Origin of the sequence: Cupriavidus phytorum (assembly GCF_003254285.1) — a bacterium.
GTDB classification, from domain to species: Bacteria; Pseudomonadota; Gammaproteobacteria; order Burkholderiales; family Burkholderiaceae; genus Cupriavidus; species Cupriavidus phytorum.
The window spans coordinates 44,943-59,618 of the sequence record NZ_QKZN01000019.1 but is presented as its reverse complement, the minus strand read 5'-3'; the positions used below and the strand labels follow the sequence as shown (position 1 = coordinate 59,618).

Genomic DNA, 14,676 nt, shown 5'->3' with positions numbered 1-14,676 from the left:
CTCCAGGCGCAGCATGATTTGCTGAAGCTGGCGGCGCGGGAGGACCTGACCATTGTCTCGGCCAACATGAATGTGGACTTTGCCGCGGCCAAGCGCATTCGCATTGCGACGGCTGGCGGGGCTGCCATCACCATCGAGGGCGGCAATATCACCTTCGAATGTCCGGGGCCGATTACCTATAAGGCGGCGCAAAGGAAGTTCGAAGGGCCGACCCATGCCTCAAGAGAGATGAATACGTGGCCCCAAACGCCGTTCGATGACGCCTACCTTTTGAGGGACGAAATCACCGGAGAGCCGCTGCGAAACGTGCAAGTTGAACTGCGCCGGAATGATGGCGCACGCATCAAGCTTGTGACAGACAGTGAGGGCCGCTTGCCGAAACAGCGAGGCATTTCGATGGAGCATGTTCAGTTGCGCGTACTTGGGAAGTCACGTGACCAAAACGGCTGAGGTGGCAATGCAAAACGAGCGCAGTCCGTCCGAATCGGAAGTCGTGATATCGCGCACGCGCAATATCGACGGGCGACCGGTCTTTGACACGCACCTGACACCCACCGAGGACACGCGAACCAAGGTCATCGAGACCAAGCTGCCCGCAGTGATTCCGATCGTGTTCCTGCCAGGCATCATGGGAACCAATCTGAAGAACAAAAAGACGGGCGATGCTGTCTGGCGGCCACCGAATATGAGCCTGAACCTGGCCGACATACTTGGCGTCGTCGCCGCCTTGGCGACATGGGGCATACGAGGACCAAAGCAACGGCAGCAAATCCTGAAAGCGGAAGATTTGACTGTGGACAACGGAGGCTCTATTGACGTCGGGGAATCGGGACTAGCAAAAGAAACCGCGCGCAAGCGAGGCTGGGGCAGCGTGCTGCGCACCTCCTATAACCCGGTCATGGGGTTACTGGAGGCGCGCACCAGCCGCATCGTTGCCAACCGCACGCTACAAGGATGGTGGTCGACTGAAGGCCTGCGCCCGCCCGGTGACTATGGTGAGGAAACCGGACAGCCGCCTTTGACGGAACCGGAACTCATGAAAGCAGCACGCTATGACTTCGATGTCTGGTGCGCCGGCTACAACTGGCTTCAATCCAACCGGAAGTCCGCCGAAGACGTCAGGCTTTACATTGAAAACACAGTGCTGAGGCATTACCGCGAACAGAAGCCTCCGGTACCAGCCGACAAGGTCATCCTGGTTACGCATTCCATGGGCGGGCTCGTGGCGCGCGCGCTCACGAATCTTGTCGGCTATGAGAAGGTGCTAGGTGTGGTCCATGGCGTGCTGCCGGCGACAGGGGCGCCGGCGATTTACCATCACATGCGTGCGGGCTATGAGGGGCCTGAGCAGTTGATTCTGGGCTCTAACGCTGGGGAAGTGACTGCAGTCGTCGCCAATTCGGCCGGAGCCCTCGAACTATGTCCGACCTTCGATCACAGAAGCGGTCAGCCTTGGCTATTGCTGCAAGACTCCAAAGGCTTGGCCAGTACTGACGAAGATGGCATGCCATGTAACTATCCGCGGATCGGGAATCCATATGATGAAATCTATAAAAACCCATCCTGGTATGGATTGGTGCCCGCACAGAATACAAAGTTCCTGGACCTGTCCGAGACTGAGGGCGGCACGAAAAAAAATACGAGAGCAAGGTTTAATTTTTTGATTGATGAAGTAGAAACGTTTCATCGCGATATTTCTTCACAGTATCACAATGAAAGCTTTGTCCATTACGGCGCAGATGGTTCGAAGTCGATGCACAGCTGGCAAGATATAGTTTGGCGAGGAAACACAATGCCATTTTCGATTTCTCAGTTCACCGAAAATGACAACGGCAATGGAAGTTTTCGTTTGGGCGAATTTCGCGATGGACCGAAATTAACCCGAGTAAACGGCTCGGGAGATGGCACCGTTCCCACATCTTCTGGCGAAGCACCGCATGGATCCGGAGTAAAAGCAAGCTTCCGTCAAGGTCCCATGGGAAATGGGGCCTGTAATATCGAACACAAGGGTTATGATCATCAATCCAGTTACAACGACTCCCGCGCTCGATGGGCCACCCTATATGGCATCATTAGAATTGCACAACTGGCTGACTGGGCACCCTAACGATCAATGATGACTCGCCGCAACCGATACTTTTCTCGTGCTCTTGTGATCTTCGGTATTTTTGTACCCGCAATGATTGCTCATGCACAAACGATTTCGAGACAACCCATCATGAATAAGACTGACTGGAGCACTCATTGTTTTGGTCGTTACCTGGTCGACCTTCCGCCGCAAGCCGTCATTCGTACTTCCTACAAGGTCTGGGGTGACCCAATCACCTATTCGATTGGCAAGACACCAGAGAGTTTGAATTCCGAGATCCGCAAACGCGAAGCGCAGCTAAAGGCCATACCGCATAAAAAGCTCGAAGGCAGCCTCTATGTTCGCCGCGTGTCTCATCAGAACGGTTCGGCCAGCCTGATTTCGTGGAAGGCTCCATTTAGCAAGGAACTCATGTGGATGGAGTCGTTCCTTGTCGCCACCGATCCATCGCGCGTTTTCCATTACGAAGGAGATATTTCTCCGGATAAGCAGGAAACAGCTGTAGCCCTTGCTGATTCGCTCGCCAAAAACATCCGCTCCCGCTCCGACAACGAAATCCCCACCGGCCCCGGCTTCTGCATCGACCAGGGCTTTATCGCCGGCAACGACTACCGTTCCGAAAGCGTGCAGGTGGGCATCACGCTGCCCCAACACCCCAACGCCTTCATCAGCTTTGACGCCAGCACCGGCGCCGAGGAAGACCGGTTGCTCGAACGCGTTGATAACTTCCTGGCCAAGGCAGTATCCGGCCCGCTCGCCGGCCTGAAGGTATTGCGCAAGCGCGAACGCAATGTCGGTGCGATTCCCGCGGAAGAGTACGCAACCGCCGCGACGGGTAATGGCCAGCGTGTTTATGTATTCGCCTGGGAATCCCAGGGGAAGAACAAGTCCTTGTCCGAGCAAAACGTGTCGGCCGGCCTGCGCGTCCTCGAGCAGCCGGTGGACAGTCCGCAGACACCGTATCAGCCGGCATTCCAGTCAGATGATGAGGCGCTGCAGCTATGGGATGCCATCATCGATTCCATTCGGCTGCGTCCCGGCGCAGCTTAGGGCCCGCCAAGCGACAAATTCGCCCAGTCGCAATGGTCCGCCCTCGAACCAGATCCTGCAGTCTTGCAGCAGCTGTGTTCACGCTTGCATTGTCTGTCTCAATGGCTGGCGCACAAACAACAGCGACACATTTAATCGTCAGCAAGGAAGGCTGGAGCACTCACTGTTTTGGTCGCTACTTGATCGATTTACCACCGCAAGCGAACGCTCGCGCCAGCTACAAATTGTGGGGAGCCGATATCGAGCGCTTAACGGTGCCGAATGCGGCATCCCTGCAAGGCAAGGTAGAGCAGAGAACCATCGCATTGCAGTCCATGGCCCATGACACAGCCGGAAGCATGCTGGTGCGTCGTATCGATCATGGCAATGGCTCGACAAGCTTGCTTTCCTGGAGCAGCCCACGGCGCACCATACTGATGTATGAGGAAGCTTATCTGGCAACTACCAGCCCATGGCAAGCGTTCAAGTACAGCGGGGACATCTCGGCTAGCAGGCAGGCCATGGCGGTCGCGTTCCTGAACACGCTCGCCGCCAATATCCGCTCCCGCGCCGATAATGAAATCCCCACGGGCCCCGGCTTCTGCATCGACAAGGCATTCATCGCCGGCAACGACTACCGTTCGGAGAGCGTCCAGGTCGGCATCACGCTGCCCCAACACCCCAACGCCTTCATCAGCTTTGACGCCAGCACCGGCGCCGAGGAAGACCGTCTGCTCGAACGCGTTGACAACTTCCTGACCAAGGCAGTACTCGGTCCGCTCGCCGGCCTGAAGGTATTGCGCAAGCGCGAACGCAATGTCGGTGCGATTCCCGCGGAAGAGTACGCAACCGCCGCGACGGGCAATGGCCAGCGTGTTTATGTATTCGCCTGGGAATCCCAAGGAAAAAACAAGTCCTTATCCGAGCAAAACGTGTCGGCAGGCCTGCGCGTGCTCGAGCAGCCGGTGGACAGTCCGCAGACACCGTATCAGCCAGCATTCCAGTCCGATGATGAGGCGCTGCAGCTATGGGATGCCATCATCGACTCCATCCGGCTGCGACCCGGGGCGGTGTAACGCCGCCCTATTCCCCTTGCCGTGCCGTGTGCGCCAGCAGCCAGTCCGTCACGGCATCGCGGTCGCCGCGGAAGACGATGCGCGCCTCGCGCTGGGCGCGCTGGTAGTCATACATGGGGTCGTAGTAGTCGCGCAGCAGCACTTCGATCCAGCCGCGGTGCAGCGCTACCTCGCCGCACTCGGCCTGGCGCGCGAGCGCCTGGTCCAGCAGCGCAGACAGCTTGCCGTAGCGGGCGCCGCCAAGCCGCGGCGCGATCGCGGCCATGGCTTCGCGCAGGCGGGTGGCGTAGGCATCGAAGCCTTCCGCGCTGCCCTTGGTGTCGATGAATTCCGCCGCCAGTCCCTGCACGTAGTCGCGCAGCACGCGTTCGACGCGGGCGTCGAACGGCGCTTCCAGCCATACCAGCGGACTGGCCTGCATGCGCTGCGACAGCGCCTGCGGCACGTCGCGGCTGCCGATGAAGCGGCCTTCGTCTTCCACCACCAGCGCGCGCCAGCCGGCGTCGAGATGACGCAGCACGTCGATGGCGAGGGCGTTCTCGAAATCGATCTGCGGCGGCTGCGGCAGCGCGCGGCGGCCGAAGGCGGAGCCGCGGTGGCGCGCGTGGCCTTCCAGGTCGATCGACGCGGGCACGTCGGCCAGCACGTCGGTCTTGCCGCTGCCAGTCAGCCCGCCCACCACGAACCACGGCTGCGTAGTCGCCGCGGTATCGATGGTTTCGATCAGGAAACCGCGCATCGCCTTGTAGCCGCCGGTCACGCGCGGATAGTCGACGCCCGCATCGCGCAGCCACTGCTGCACCAGCTGCGAGCGCAGGCCGCCGCGAAAGCAATACAGGTAGCCGTCCGGATGCGCGCGCGCAAACTCCGCCCAGGCGGCGATGCGCGCCGCCTTGCGCTGGCCGGACACGAGCTGGTGGCCGAGTTCGATCGCCGCCTGCTGGCCCTTCTGCGCATAGCACAGGCCCACCTCGTGGCGCTCGGCATCGTCCATCAGCGGCAGGTTGACCGCGCCGGGAAAGGCCCCGCGCGCGAACTCCAGCGGCGCGCGCACGTCCAGCATGGCGACGCCACTGAGGAACAGTTTGCGGAAGTCGGCGGTATCTGGACGCATCATCGGGCGCATCAGCGGATCTCTACGGCCAGCGCGGCGCGCGCCACCATCTCGCCGATCGGGGCGAGCGCCAGCCCCAGGCGCTGGCATTCGGCCAGGAACGCGCCTTCGCCGGCGGGCTCGACCGCGACCAGCAGGCCGCCGCTGGTCTGAGGATCGCACAGCAGCGCGCGTTGGGTCTCGCTGAGCGGCGCGATGCGGTGGCCGTAGCTGTCGAAGTTGCGCTGAGTGCCGCCCGGCACGCAGCCCTGGCCGATGTAGTCGGTCACGTCATCCAGCACCGGCACCGCCGCATAGTCGATGCGTGCGGTCAGGCCGCTGCCGTCGGCCATTTCGACCAGGTGGCCCAGCAACCCGAAGCCGGTGACGTCGGTCATCGCGCGCACGCCGGGCAAGCGCCCGAAGGCGCTGCCGGGCCGGTTCAGCACGCACATCCAGTCGCGCGCCAGGTGGCGGTTGTCGTCACGCAGCAGCCCCTTCTTCTCGGCCGTGGTCAGCACGCCGATGCCGAGCGGCTTGGTCAGGTACAGCCGGCAGCCGGGCGTGGCGGTGTCGTTGCGCTTCATGTGCGCACGCTCGACCAGTCCCGTCACCGCCAGGCCGAAGATGGGCTCGGGCGCGTCGATCGAATGCCCGCCTGCCAGCGGAATGCCGGCGTCGTCGCAGGCGCGGCGCCCGCCCGCCACCACTTCGCGCGCCACCTCGGGCGGCAGCACGTTGACCGGCCAGCCCAGGATGGCGATGGCCATCAGCGGGTCGCCGCCCATGGCGTAGATGTCGCTGATCGCATTGGTAGCGGCGATGCGGCCGAAGTCGAACGGATCGTCGACGATGGGCATGAAGAAGTCGGTGGTGGACACCACGCCGCGCGGGCCATCGGCGCCGTCCAGCGCATACACCGCCGCGTCATCGCGCGAGGCATTGCCGACCCACAGGCGCGGGTCCAGGTGCTGGGCGCCGCTGCCGGCCAGGATCACGTCGAGCACCTTGGGGGAAATCTTGCAGCCGCAGCCGGCACCGTGGCTGTACTGCGTCAGGCGGATGGGACTGGTCATGGGCGTGGGCTCCGCGCGGCGCGCCGGCGGGTCAGGAGCCTTGGCCCCGCCGGCGACGCCTGGATGAAGAGAGGAATTGGAATGAGAAGGGTTACTGCCTGCAGGCGAGCAACCGGGCGGCACCGATCGGCGCCGCGCGCTGGGGCGGGCCGCCCGTAGGAGCGGCCGCGCCGAAGACGGCGGCTTATTGCTCGCCCGGCTCCATCTGCGACTGCAGGTAATTCTGCAGCCCGACCTTGTCGATCAGGTCCAGCTGCGTTTCCAGGTACTCGATATGTTCCTCGGTATCGGTGAGGATATCGACCAGAATTTCGCGGCTGACGTAATCGCCGACCGATTCGCAATAGGCAATGCCTTCCTTGACGGTGGTGTGCGCGGTCTGTTCCAGCTTCAGGTCGCACTTGAGCATCTCGGGCGTGTCTTCGCCGAGCAGCAGCTTGTGCAGGTCCTGCAGGTTGGGCAGGCCGTCCAGCATCAGGATGCGGTCGATCAGGCGGTCGGCGTGCTTCATCTCGCCGATCGATTCCTTGTACTCCACGTCGCCGAGCTTCTTCAGGCCCCAGTGGCGATACATGCGGGCGTGCAGGAAATACTGGTTGATCGCGGTCAGCTCGTTCTTGAGCTGGGCGTTCAGATGCTGGATGACCTTCTTGTCACCTTTCATTGGCGGCTCCTGTTGCATCGGGCCCGCGCAAAAATACGAAACGGCGCCAATGGCGCCGTGCAGTCAGAAAAAAGGAATGCGCAAAAACGCGCCGTGAACTGAACTTTTCAGTTCATGGGCGCGTTCAGGCCACCAGCGCCTTGCGCTGGTCGTTCGCGACTGCCGGGTCCCGAGTGTCCATTATGGTACATGGGCCCGAAGCGGAACAGGAAGAAATCTCCACAACCTGGATGCTAGCGAGGGTCGCCACCGTGACATTGCGTACCGCGGCCACGCCTTCCTGCAACACCTGCTGCGCGCACTCGCGGCAGCGGCCGCAGCACGTGCCGACGCCGAGCGTTTCAGCCAGTTCGTCGAGGGTCTCGACGCCCAGGTGCGCGGCACCGTGAATCTCACGATCGGTGATCTGGTTGCAGATGCAGACGTACACAAGTCCCTCCGTTGGGGCGCGGGACACCGGCATGTCCCTGCGAATGAACGTCAGAATATCAGAGATCAATAATGATAACAATTCCCATTAAGCCACATCGACGAAGGTCGGTAAGGCGTCACAGGACGTAAAAAGAAGGCGGCTGGCGCCGCACTTTCCTGCGTGGGGAAGTGCCGCGTCAGCCGCCTTTTGGCTCGGAAAACCCTGACGTCGTCAGGGTCGTGCAATCTGCCGCAGGACAGCGGCCTGTTCCTCGGGATCGTAAGCCTGCAATAGCTGGTCGACCAGCGGTTCCAGCCGTTCGCAGTTGGCGTGCAGGATTTCCTGCTTGACCCGCAGCAGTTGCGCCGGGTGCATGGAGAATTCGCGCAGCCCCATGCCCAGCAGCAGCCGCGTCATCGACGGATCGCCCGCCATCTCGCCGCACACCGCCACCGGCACGCCGGCGCGGTTGGCTTCGCGGATGGTGCGCGCCACCAGCTGCAGCACCGCCGGATGCAGCGGGTCGAACAGGTGCGCCACCGCGTTGTCGGCGCGGTCGATCGCCAGCGTGTACTGGATCAGGTCGTTGGTGCCGATGGACAGGAAATCCATCTTGCGCAGGAACAGCGGCAGCAGCAGCACCGCTGCCGGGATCTCGATCATGGCCCCGACCTTCATGCCAGGGTCGTACGGTTCGCCGCGCTCGTCGAGCTGGCGCTTGGCCTTGGCGATCAGCGCCAGGGTCTGGTCGATCTCGCTGGCGTGCGCCAGCATCGGCACCAGCAGCCGCACCGGGCCGAAGGCCGAGGCGCGCAGCAGCGCGCGCAGCTGGGTCAGGAACATGCCGGGCTCCGACAGCGACCAGCGGATCGCGCGCAGGCCCAGCGCCGGGTTCAGCGCGGTCTCGAAGTCATCGGCGCGGCCGTCGCCGCGGGCGTCGAGCGGCTTGTCGGCGCCGATATCGATAGTGCGGATGGTCACCGGCAGCCCGTGCATGGCATCGACTGCGCCACGGTACGCCTGGAACTGCTCTTCCTCGCCCGGCAGCTCGTCGCGCCGGTTCATGAACAGGAACTCGGAGCGGAACAGGCCGACGCCGACCGCGCCGGCGGCCAGCGCGGCACCGGCATCCTCGGCCATCTCGATATTGGCCAGCAGCTCGATCTCGATCCCGTCGAGCGTCACCGCCGGCGTATGGCGCAGGCGCTGCAGGCGCTTCTTCTCCAGCACGCGCTCGCTTTGCCGGTGGCGGTATTCCTCGAGGATGATGGCGGTGGGATCGACGATCACCAGGCCGGCGTCGCCGTCGATGATGATCCAGTCGTCCTGGCGGATCAGCTCGCTTGCGCTCTGCACGCCGACCGCGGCCGGGATGTCGAGGCTGCGCGCGACGATCGCGGTATGCGAGGTGCGTCCGCCCAGGTCGGTAACAAAGCCGTGGAATACGGTGTGGCGGAACTGCAGCATGTCGGCCGGCGCGATGTCGTGGGCCACCACGATCACGCCGGGCGCGGGCTCGCCGTCGGCTGCCAGCGCGGGCACCGGCGCCGGCACCAGCACCGGGGCGCCGGCCAGCGCCTTCAGGATGCGCTCCACCACCTGCTGGATGTCGGCCTTGCGCTCGCGCAGGTATTCGTCCTCGATCTCGTCGAACTGGCGCATCAGCTCTTCGAGGCGCGTGGTCAGGGCCCATTCGGCGTTGTAGCGCCGGCCCCGGATCAGCGCCTCAGGCTCGCGCGCCAGCGCCTCGTCGTCGAGGATCATCGCGTGCACGTCGAGGAAGGCGCCCATCTCTTCGGGCGCGTCGCGCGGCAGGTCGCGCTTGAGCGCGGCCAGTTCGGCGCGCACCGCGGCGCGCGCGGCGCGCAGCCGTTCCACCTCGGCGTCGAGCTGCTCTTCATCGACCAGGTAGTGCGACACGTCCAGCGCCGCGGGCGCAAGCAGGTGCGCGCGCCCGATGGCGACGCCGCGCGAGACCGGGATGCCGTGCAAGGCGAAAGGCATGTACCGCTCCGTCAGGAACGTTTATCAATTCGGGTCAAGGCCGCCGGCCTCACTCCCCTTCACCAAAGCGGTTGGCGATCAGTGCCAGCAGCGCGTCCATCGCCTCTTGTTCGTCGGGACCCTCGGTTTCGATGGTGATGGTCGAGCCGATCCCGGCGGCGAGCATCATCACGCCCATGATGCTCTTGGCATCGACCTGGCGTCCGTTGCGGGACATCTTGACCTGGCTGACAAAGCTGCCGGCGAGCTGGGTCAGCTTGGCGGACGCGCGTGCATGCAGTCCGAGTTTATTGATGATGGTGGTGTCCCTCTGCAGCATATTTGTCGGGATGATTGGCGGTTTGATTCTGGACGGTGGTGGTGCCGACCTGCAGCACGCCCTGCGAGCCGCCGGCCAGCGCCTTGGTGGCAAGCTGGTCCAGCTTCTCGGCCCGGTAGCAGATGGCACGGACCAGCATGGGAAGGTTGACGCCGGCCAGCACGCGCACACGGCCCGGCTCGGCCAGGCGCGCGGCGATATTGGCGGGAGTGGCGCCGAAGATGTCGGTCAGGACCAGCGCGCCGTTGTCTTCGCAGATGGCATCCAGCCGGCGCCTGGCCTCGGCCAGCACGGCGGCGGGATCGGCATCGGGAAGGACGTCGATGGCTTCCAGCCGCTGCGGCTGGCCACAGTAGACGTGGGCGGCGCAATCGCGCAGGGCTGACGCCAGCGGGGTGTGCGCGATGATCAGGATGCCTGCCATGATGGTGAATCCGTTGGATTGCCCCGATTGTAGCAGGCGCCCCCCGGCGCTCCCGCTGCCCGCCCGGGCGGGTCGGGCCTAGCTGCCGGCAGCGCCGACCGCGTGCTCGAGCGCGTCGATGAACATCGCCGCGACATGGAAGCCGGTCTGCTGCGTGATCTCCTGAAAACAGGTCGGACTCGTCACATTGACCTCGGTCAGGTAGTCACCGATGACGTCCAGGCCGACCAGCAGCAGGCCCTGCTCCCACAGCCCCGGCGCCAGCGCCTCGGCGATCTCGCGGTCGCGCCGGCTCAGCTCCTGGGCACGGCCAGTGCCGCCCGCGGCGAGGTTGCCGCGCACTTCGCCGGCCATCGGCACGCGAGCCAGCGAATACGGCACCGGCACGCCGCCGATCAGCAGCACGCGCTTGTCGCCGTCCTTGATCGCCGGGATATAGCGCTGCACCATCAGCGAGCGGGCGCCGTCCTGGCCCAGCGTCTCGACGATCGCGGCCAGGTTCATGCCGTCCGCGCCGACCCGGAACACGCCCATGCCGCCCATGCCGTCGAGCGGCTTGACGATGATGTCGCGATGCTCGGCGTGGAAATCGCGGATACGCGCCAGGTCGCGCGTGACCAGCGTCGGCGTGATGAATTCCGGGTACTGCGCAATCGCCAGCTTCTCGGAATGGTCGCGGATCGCCCGCGGCTTGTTGAAGACGCGCGCGCCCTGCGCCTCGGCCAGCTCCAGCAGCCAGGTGCTGGTCACGTATTCCATGTCGAAGGGCGGGTCCTTGCGCATCAGCACCGCGTCGAAGGCCGACAGCGGCTCGAGCGCGCTGTTGCCCTCGCGGTACCAGGCGCCGCGTTCGCCGCCATCGTCGCCGGTCAGGTGCAGGCGCGTGGCCACGGTCTCGACCGTGCGCCCGGACAGCGCCAGTTGCGGCTGCAGGCACCAGTACAGCTCGTGGCCGCGCGCGGCGGCCTCGGCCATCATGGCGTAGGTGGAGTCCTTGTAGGTCTTGAAGGTCTCCAGCGGATCGGTGATGAAAAGGATGCGCATGGCGGCGTTCAGATGATCGGGTTAGGGTCGGTCTTCTCGAGCTCCAGCGACGCCGCCAGCAACGCCAGCCGCGCCACCACGCCATACATGTAGAAGCGGTTCGGCACCGCCGCGCCGGGCTTGGCGTGGCTGTCCGGAATGCCGTTGGGCGCAAACGCCAGCGGCACGAAATGCATGCCCGGCGCGTTCAGGTTCTCGTCGTTGCCGCGGCCGGTGTGCACGCGGTAGAAGCCGCCCACCACGTAGCGGTCGATCATGTAGACCACCGGCTCGGCCACCGCCTCGTTGACCTTCTCGAAGGTGTGCACGCCCTCCTGGATGATGACGTCGCTGACCTCCAGGCCCTCCTTGACCACGCTCATCTTGTTGCGCTCTTTCCGGTTCAGGCCCTTGATCTCGGACGGGTCGCGCACGGTCATGATGCCCATGCCATAGGTGCCCGCATCGGCCTTGACCACCACGTACGGCGTCTCCTTGATGCCGTACTCGCGGTACTTCTTGGCGATCTTCTTCAGCACGCCTTCGACCGCGTCGGCCAGTTCCTCCTCGCCCACGCGTTCGTGGAAATTCACGCCGGTGGTACGGGCGAAGTACGGGTTGACCATCCACGGGTCGATGTCGATCAGCTTGGCGAACTTCTTCGCCACCTCGTCATAGGCGGAAAAGTGGCTGCTCTTACGGCGCGTGGACCAGCCGGCGTGCAGCGGCGGCAGCAGGTACTGCTCGTTGATGTTTTCCAGGATCGGCGGAATGCCGGCCGACAGGTCGTTGTTGAGCAAGATCGAACAGGGGTCGAAGTCCTTCAGCCCCAGCCGGCGGCCCTTGGTGCCCAGGCGCGCCAGCGGCTCGACCACCAGGGTCTGGCCGTCGGGCAGTTCGATCGGGGTCGGTTCGGTGATTTCCTCGGAAAGCGAGCCCAGGCGCACGTTCAGCCCGGCCTGGCGCATGATCAGCGACAGCCGCGCCACGTTCTGCAGGTAGAACATATTGCGGGTGTGGCGCTCCGGGATCAGCAGCAGGTTCTTGGCATCCGGGCAGATCTTCTCGATCGCGGCCATCGCCGCCTGCACCGCCAGCGGCAGCATCTCGGGGGCCAGGTTGTTGAAGCCGCCCGGGAACAGGTTGGTATCGACCGGCGCCAGCTTGAAGCCGGCGTTGCGCAGGTCCACCGAGCAATAGAACGGGGGCGTATGCTCCTGCCATTCCAGCCTGAACCAGCGCTCGATGGACGGCGTCGCGTCCAGGATCTTCTTTTCCAGTTCGAGCAGCGGACCGTTCAGCGCGGTGATGAGATGCGGGACCATATCCATCCTATAGATCGTCTTAATCGTTCGCCCCGATTGTAGAGGAACGTCCAACCAGGCGCTGGCGCACCCTTTATAAGGATATGCAGCGCCTGGCATAAGGGATAACCATATGGGGATGGGCGGCGCGAAATAAAGAGGCCGCGCCGGCGACCGCGTCCGGGCAAAAAAAAAGCGCGGCGATGCCGCGCTTTTAAATGGCCTGACAGATACGGGGAGCGTTCTGCAGGTGGAGGAAACTGCCTCAATGGCAATGTATGTGCGCCGCACATTAAAGACAATTGAAGCTTTTTAAGATCGGAGTTAAGCACTTTGCGAAAAGCCCGCGCGCGGCGCGCGGGATTGCCGGCTTGCCCGCGCCGGCACTGGGCTAGCGGGTTTCACTGGCAATTGGGATGAGCGTCGTGATGGGCCCTGTCCGCGCGTGCGACGTCTGTTGGCCGCAGGCAAATGTCTGCAACCCCGCTCAACGCAACAAAGTAAAAAAGCCCGGCACGCAGCCGGGCAAAACTCCTGAGAGCAGATTCCCAATCAGCTCTCCAGCACAACACCTTTGCGATCAGCCTTCGTACGCGGTCTCGCCGTGCGAGGTGATATCCAGGCCTTCGCGCTCTTCGTCTTCCGGCACGCGCAGCCCGATCAGCATGTCCACCAGCTTGTAGGCGACGAAGGCCACCACGCCGGACCACACCACGGTGGTCAGCACCCCTTCGAACTGCACCCACAGCTGGCCGGCGATCGAATAGTCGTCGGCCACCTTGTTGGCGACGTAGTCGTAGATGCCAGTGCCGCCGAGGCTGGGCGCGGCGAACACGCCGGTCAGCAGCGCGCCGACGATGCCGCCCACGCCGTGCACGCCGAACACGTCGAGCGAGTCGTCCATGCCCAGCATGCGCTTCAGTCCGGTCACGCCCCACAGGCACAGCAGGCCGGCCACCAGGCCCATCACGATCGAGCCCATCGGGCCGACGAAGCCCGCGGCCGGGGTGATTGCCACCAGGCCGGCGACCGCGCCCGAGGCGCCGCCCAGCATCGACGGCTTGCCCTTGCCGATCCACTCGCCGAAGGTCCACGACAGCACCGCGGCGCAGGTCGCCAGCAGCGTGTTGACGAAGGCCAGCGCGGCCGAGCCGTTGGCTTCCAGCGCCGAGCCGGCGTTGAAGCCGAACCAGCCGAACCACAGCAGCGAGGCACCCACCATGGTGAAGGTCAGGCTGTGCGGACGGATCGCCTCGCGGCCGAAGCCGATGCGCTTGCCGAACATAAAGGCGCCCACCAGGCCGGCCACCGCGGCATTGATGTGCACCACGGTGCCGCCGGCAAAGTCCAGCGCGCCCTTCTGGAACAGCCAGCCGGCCTTGGCCGTTGCGGCGGTGCCGGCGGCGGCGTCGGTGTAGGCGTCAGGGCCCGGCCAGAACCACACCATGTGGGCGATCGGCAGGTAGGCGAAGGTGAACCACAGCACCACGAACACCAGCACCGCCGAGAAGCGCGCGCGCTCGGCGAAGGCGCCGATGATCAGGCCGCAGGTGATGCAGGCGAAGGCGCACTGGAAGGCAAAGTAGCCCAGTTCCGGCAGCACCACGCCCTTGCTGAAGGTGGCGGCCACGGCGTCGACCGTCAGCCCCTTCATGAACAGCCGGTCGGTGCCGCCGAAGAAGGCATTGCCCTCGGTGAAGGCAAAGCTGTAGCCGTAGATGGCCCACAGCAGCGCCACCAGCGAGAAGATCACCAGGCACTGCATCAGTACTGACAACATGTTCTTGGAGCGCACCAGGCCGCCATAGAACAGCGCCAGGCCAGGCAGCGTCATCAGGATCACGAACGCGGTCGAGACCAGCAGCCACGCGGTGTCGCCCTTGTTGGGCACGGGCGCGGCCGGCGCGGCGGCCGCTTCAGCCGGTGCGGCCGCGGCGGGGGGTGCTGCAGGGGTCGCTGCCGGGGCCGCAGCGGGAGCCGCCGCAGCCGCTGCGGCGGCCGGCGCGGAAGTGGCGGCGGCCGAAGCCTCGGCGGCCGGCTTGTCCTGCGCCGCGGCCGGGGTCGACATGCCCACGCCGGCCGTGCCGACGGCCAGCGCCACCGCGCCCGCCGCCAGGAATCGCTTGATCCAGGTTTTCATGGAATTCACCTTTGTCTCTATGC

At 64.3% G+C, this 14,676-nt stretch carries 14 protein-coding genes; 4 read left to right on the top strand and 10 right to left on the bottom strand.

Annotated elements, in window-relative coordinates; translation table 11 throughout:
- The 4 genes from C7416_RS27655 to C7416_RS27640 all read left to right on the top strand — a co-directional run.
- Positions 1-450 (top strand): DUF2345 domain-containing protein (locus C7416_RS27655; RefSeq protein WP_146604312.1); only part of this gene is annotated, 450 nt, incomplete at its 5' end.
- Positions 434-2,107 (top strand): esterase/lipase family protein, encoded by a 1,674-nt coding sequence (locus C7416_RS27650; RefSeq protein ID WP_240988138.1) that lies wholly within the window; start codon positions 434-436, stop codon positions 2,105-2,107. The genes C7416_RS27655 and C7416_RS27650, both read left to right, overlap by 17 nt.
- Before the next feature lie 111 nt (positions 2,108-2,218).
- On the top strand, positions 2,219-3,139 hold the full coding sequence (locus tag C7416_RS27645) for a T6SS immunity protein Tli4 family protein (RefSeq protein ID WP_240988137.1): 921 nt from the start codon (positions 2,219-2,221) through the stop codon (positions 3,137-3,139).
- A 74-nt stretch (positions 3,140-3,213) separates the two neighbouring features.
- A complete protein-coding gene (locus C7416_RS27640; RefSeq protein ID WP_240988136.1) occupies positions 3,214-4,194 on the top strand; it encodes a T6SS immunity protein Tli4 family protein in 981 nt (326 codons plus the stop codon).
- A 7-nt stretch (positions 4,195-4,201) separates the two neighbouring features.
- Here C7416_RS27640 and mnmH read toward each other — a convergent pair whose 3' ends face one another.
- The 10 genes from mnmH to amt all read right to left on the bottom strand — a co-directional run bounded on the left by mnmH (position 4,202) and on the right by amt (position 14,653).
- Positions 4,202-5,308: a tRNA 2-selenouridine(34) synthase MnmH gene (gene mnmH / locus C7416_RS27635; protein ID WP_111521820.1), complete on the bottom strand. Its 1,107-nt coding sequence runs from the start codon at positions 5,306-5,308 to the stop codon at positions 4,202-4,204.
- Positions 5,309-5,319: 11 nt separating this feature from the next.
- Positions 5,320-6,363 carry a selenide, water dikinase SelD gene (gene selD, locus C7416_RS27630; RefSeq protein WP_111521812.1) on the bottom strand — a complete coding sequence of 348 codons (1,044 nt, stop codon included), beginning with the start codon at positions 6,361-6,363 and terminating at the stop codon, positions 5,320-5,322.
- A gap of 184 nt (positions 6,364-6,547) precedes the next feature.
- On the bottom strand, positions 6,548-7,027 hold the full coding sequence (gene bfr, locus C7416_RS27625) for a bacterioferritin (protein ID WP_012351604.1): 480 nt from the start codon (positions 7,025-7,027) through the stop codon (positions 6,548-6,550).
- Between the two features lie 124 nt (positions 7,028-7,151).
- Positions 7,152-7,457 carry a (2Fe-2S)-binding protein gene (locus tag C7416_RS27620; RefSeq protein ID WP_026164535.1) on the bottom strand — a complete coding sequence of 102 codons (306 nt, stop codon included), beginning with the start codon at positions 7,455-7,457 and terminating at the stop codon, positions 7,152-7,154.
- A 213-nt stretch (positions 7,458-7,670) separates the two neighbouring features.
- Positions 7,671-9,443, bottom strand: a complete 1,773-nt coding sequence (gene ptsP, locus C7416_RS27615; protein WP_018008657.1) for a phosphoenolpyruvate--protein phosphotransferase — start codon at positions 9,441-9,443, stop codon at positions 7,671-7,673.
- Between the two features lie 49 nt (positions 9,444-9,492).
- A complete protein-coding gene (locus tag C7416_RS27610) occupies positions 9,493-9,762 on the bottom strand; it encodes an HPr family phosphocarrier protein (RefSeq protein ID WP_018008656.1) in 270 nt (89 codons plus the stop codon).
- Complete coding sequence (locus C7416_RS27605; RefSeq protein ID WP_062796549.1) at positions 9,731-10,186, bottom strand: PTS sugar transporter subunit IIA; 456 nt, start codon at positions 10,184-10,186, stop codon at positions 9,731-9,733. The genes C7416_RS27610 and C7416_RS27605 overlap by 32 nt, the downstream gene beginning before the upstream one ends.
- 78 nt (positions 10,187-10,264) lie before the next feature.
- A complete protein-coding gene (gene gshB, locus C7416_RS27600) occupies positions 10,265-11,230 on the bottom strand; it encodes a glutathione synthase (protein WP_111521811.1) in 966 nt (321 codons plus the stop codon).
- Between the two features lie 8 nt (positions 11,231-11,238).
- Positions 11,239-12,534: a glutamate--cysteine ligase gene (gshA, locus tag C7416_RS27595; protein ID WP_062802025.1), complete on the bottom strand. Its 1,296-nt coding sequence runs from the start codon at positions 12,532-12,534 to the stop codon at positions 11,239-11,241.
- Between the two features lie 559 nt (positions 12,535-13,093).
- Positions 13,094-14,653: an ammonium transporter gene (gene amt, locus C7416_RS27590; protein WP_111521810.1), complete on the bottom strand. Its 1,560-nt coding sequence runs from the start codon at positions 14,651-14,653 to the stop codon at positions 13,094-13,096.
- Between the last annotated feature and the right edge of the window lie 23 nt (positions 14,654-14,676).

What these genes read in the sequence shown, in the direction of transcription:
- C7416_RS27645 (WP_240988137.1), top strand. Translation starts at nt 2,219, where the DNA reads ATGAATAAGACTGACTGGAGCACTCATTGTTTTGGTCGTTACCTGGTC.
- mnmH (WP_111521820.1), bottom strand. Translation starts at nt 5,308, where the DNA reads ATGCGTCCAGATACCGCCGACTTCCGCAAACTGTTCCTCAGTGGCGTC.
- selD (WP_111521812.1), bottom strand. Translation starts at nt 6,363, where the DNA reads ATGACCAGTCCCATCCGCCTGACGCAGTACAGCCACGGTGCCGGCTGC.
- bfr (WP_012351604.1), bottom strand. Translation starts at nt 7,027, where the DNA reads ATGAAAGGTGACAAGAAGGTCATCCAGCATCTGAACGCCCAGCTCAAG.
- ptsP (WP_018008657.1), bottom strand. Translation starts at nt 9,443, where the DNA reads ATGCCTTTCGCCTTGCACGGCATCCCGGTCTCGCGCGGCGTCGCCATC.
- C7416_RS27610 (WP_018008656.1), bottom strand. Translation starts at nt 9,762, where the DNA reads ATGCTGCAGAGGGACACCACCATCATCAATAAACTCGGACTGCATGCA.
- C7416_RS27605 (WP_062796549.1), bottom strand. Translation starts at nt 10,186, where the DNA reads ATGGCAGGCATCCTGATCATCGCGCACACCCCGCTGGCGTCAGCCCTG.
- gshB (WP_111521811.1), bottom strand. Translation starts at nt 11,230, where the DNA reads ATGCGCATCCTTTTCATCACCGATCCGCTGGAGACCTTCAAGACCTAC.
- gshA (WP_062802025.1), bottom strand. Translation starts at nt 12,534, where the DNA reads ATGGTCCCGCATCTCATCACCGCGCTGAACGGTCCGCTGCTCGAACTG.
- amt (WP_111521810.1), bottom strand. Translation starts at nt 14,653, where the DNA reads ATGAAAACCTGGATCAAGCGATTCCTGGCGGCGGGCGCGGTGGCGCTG.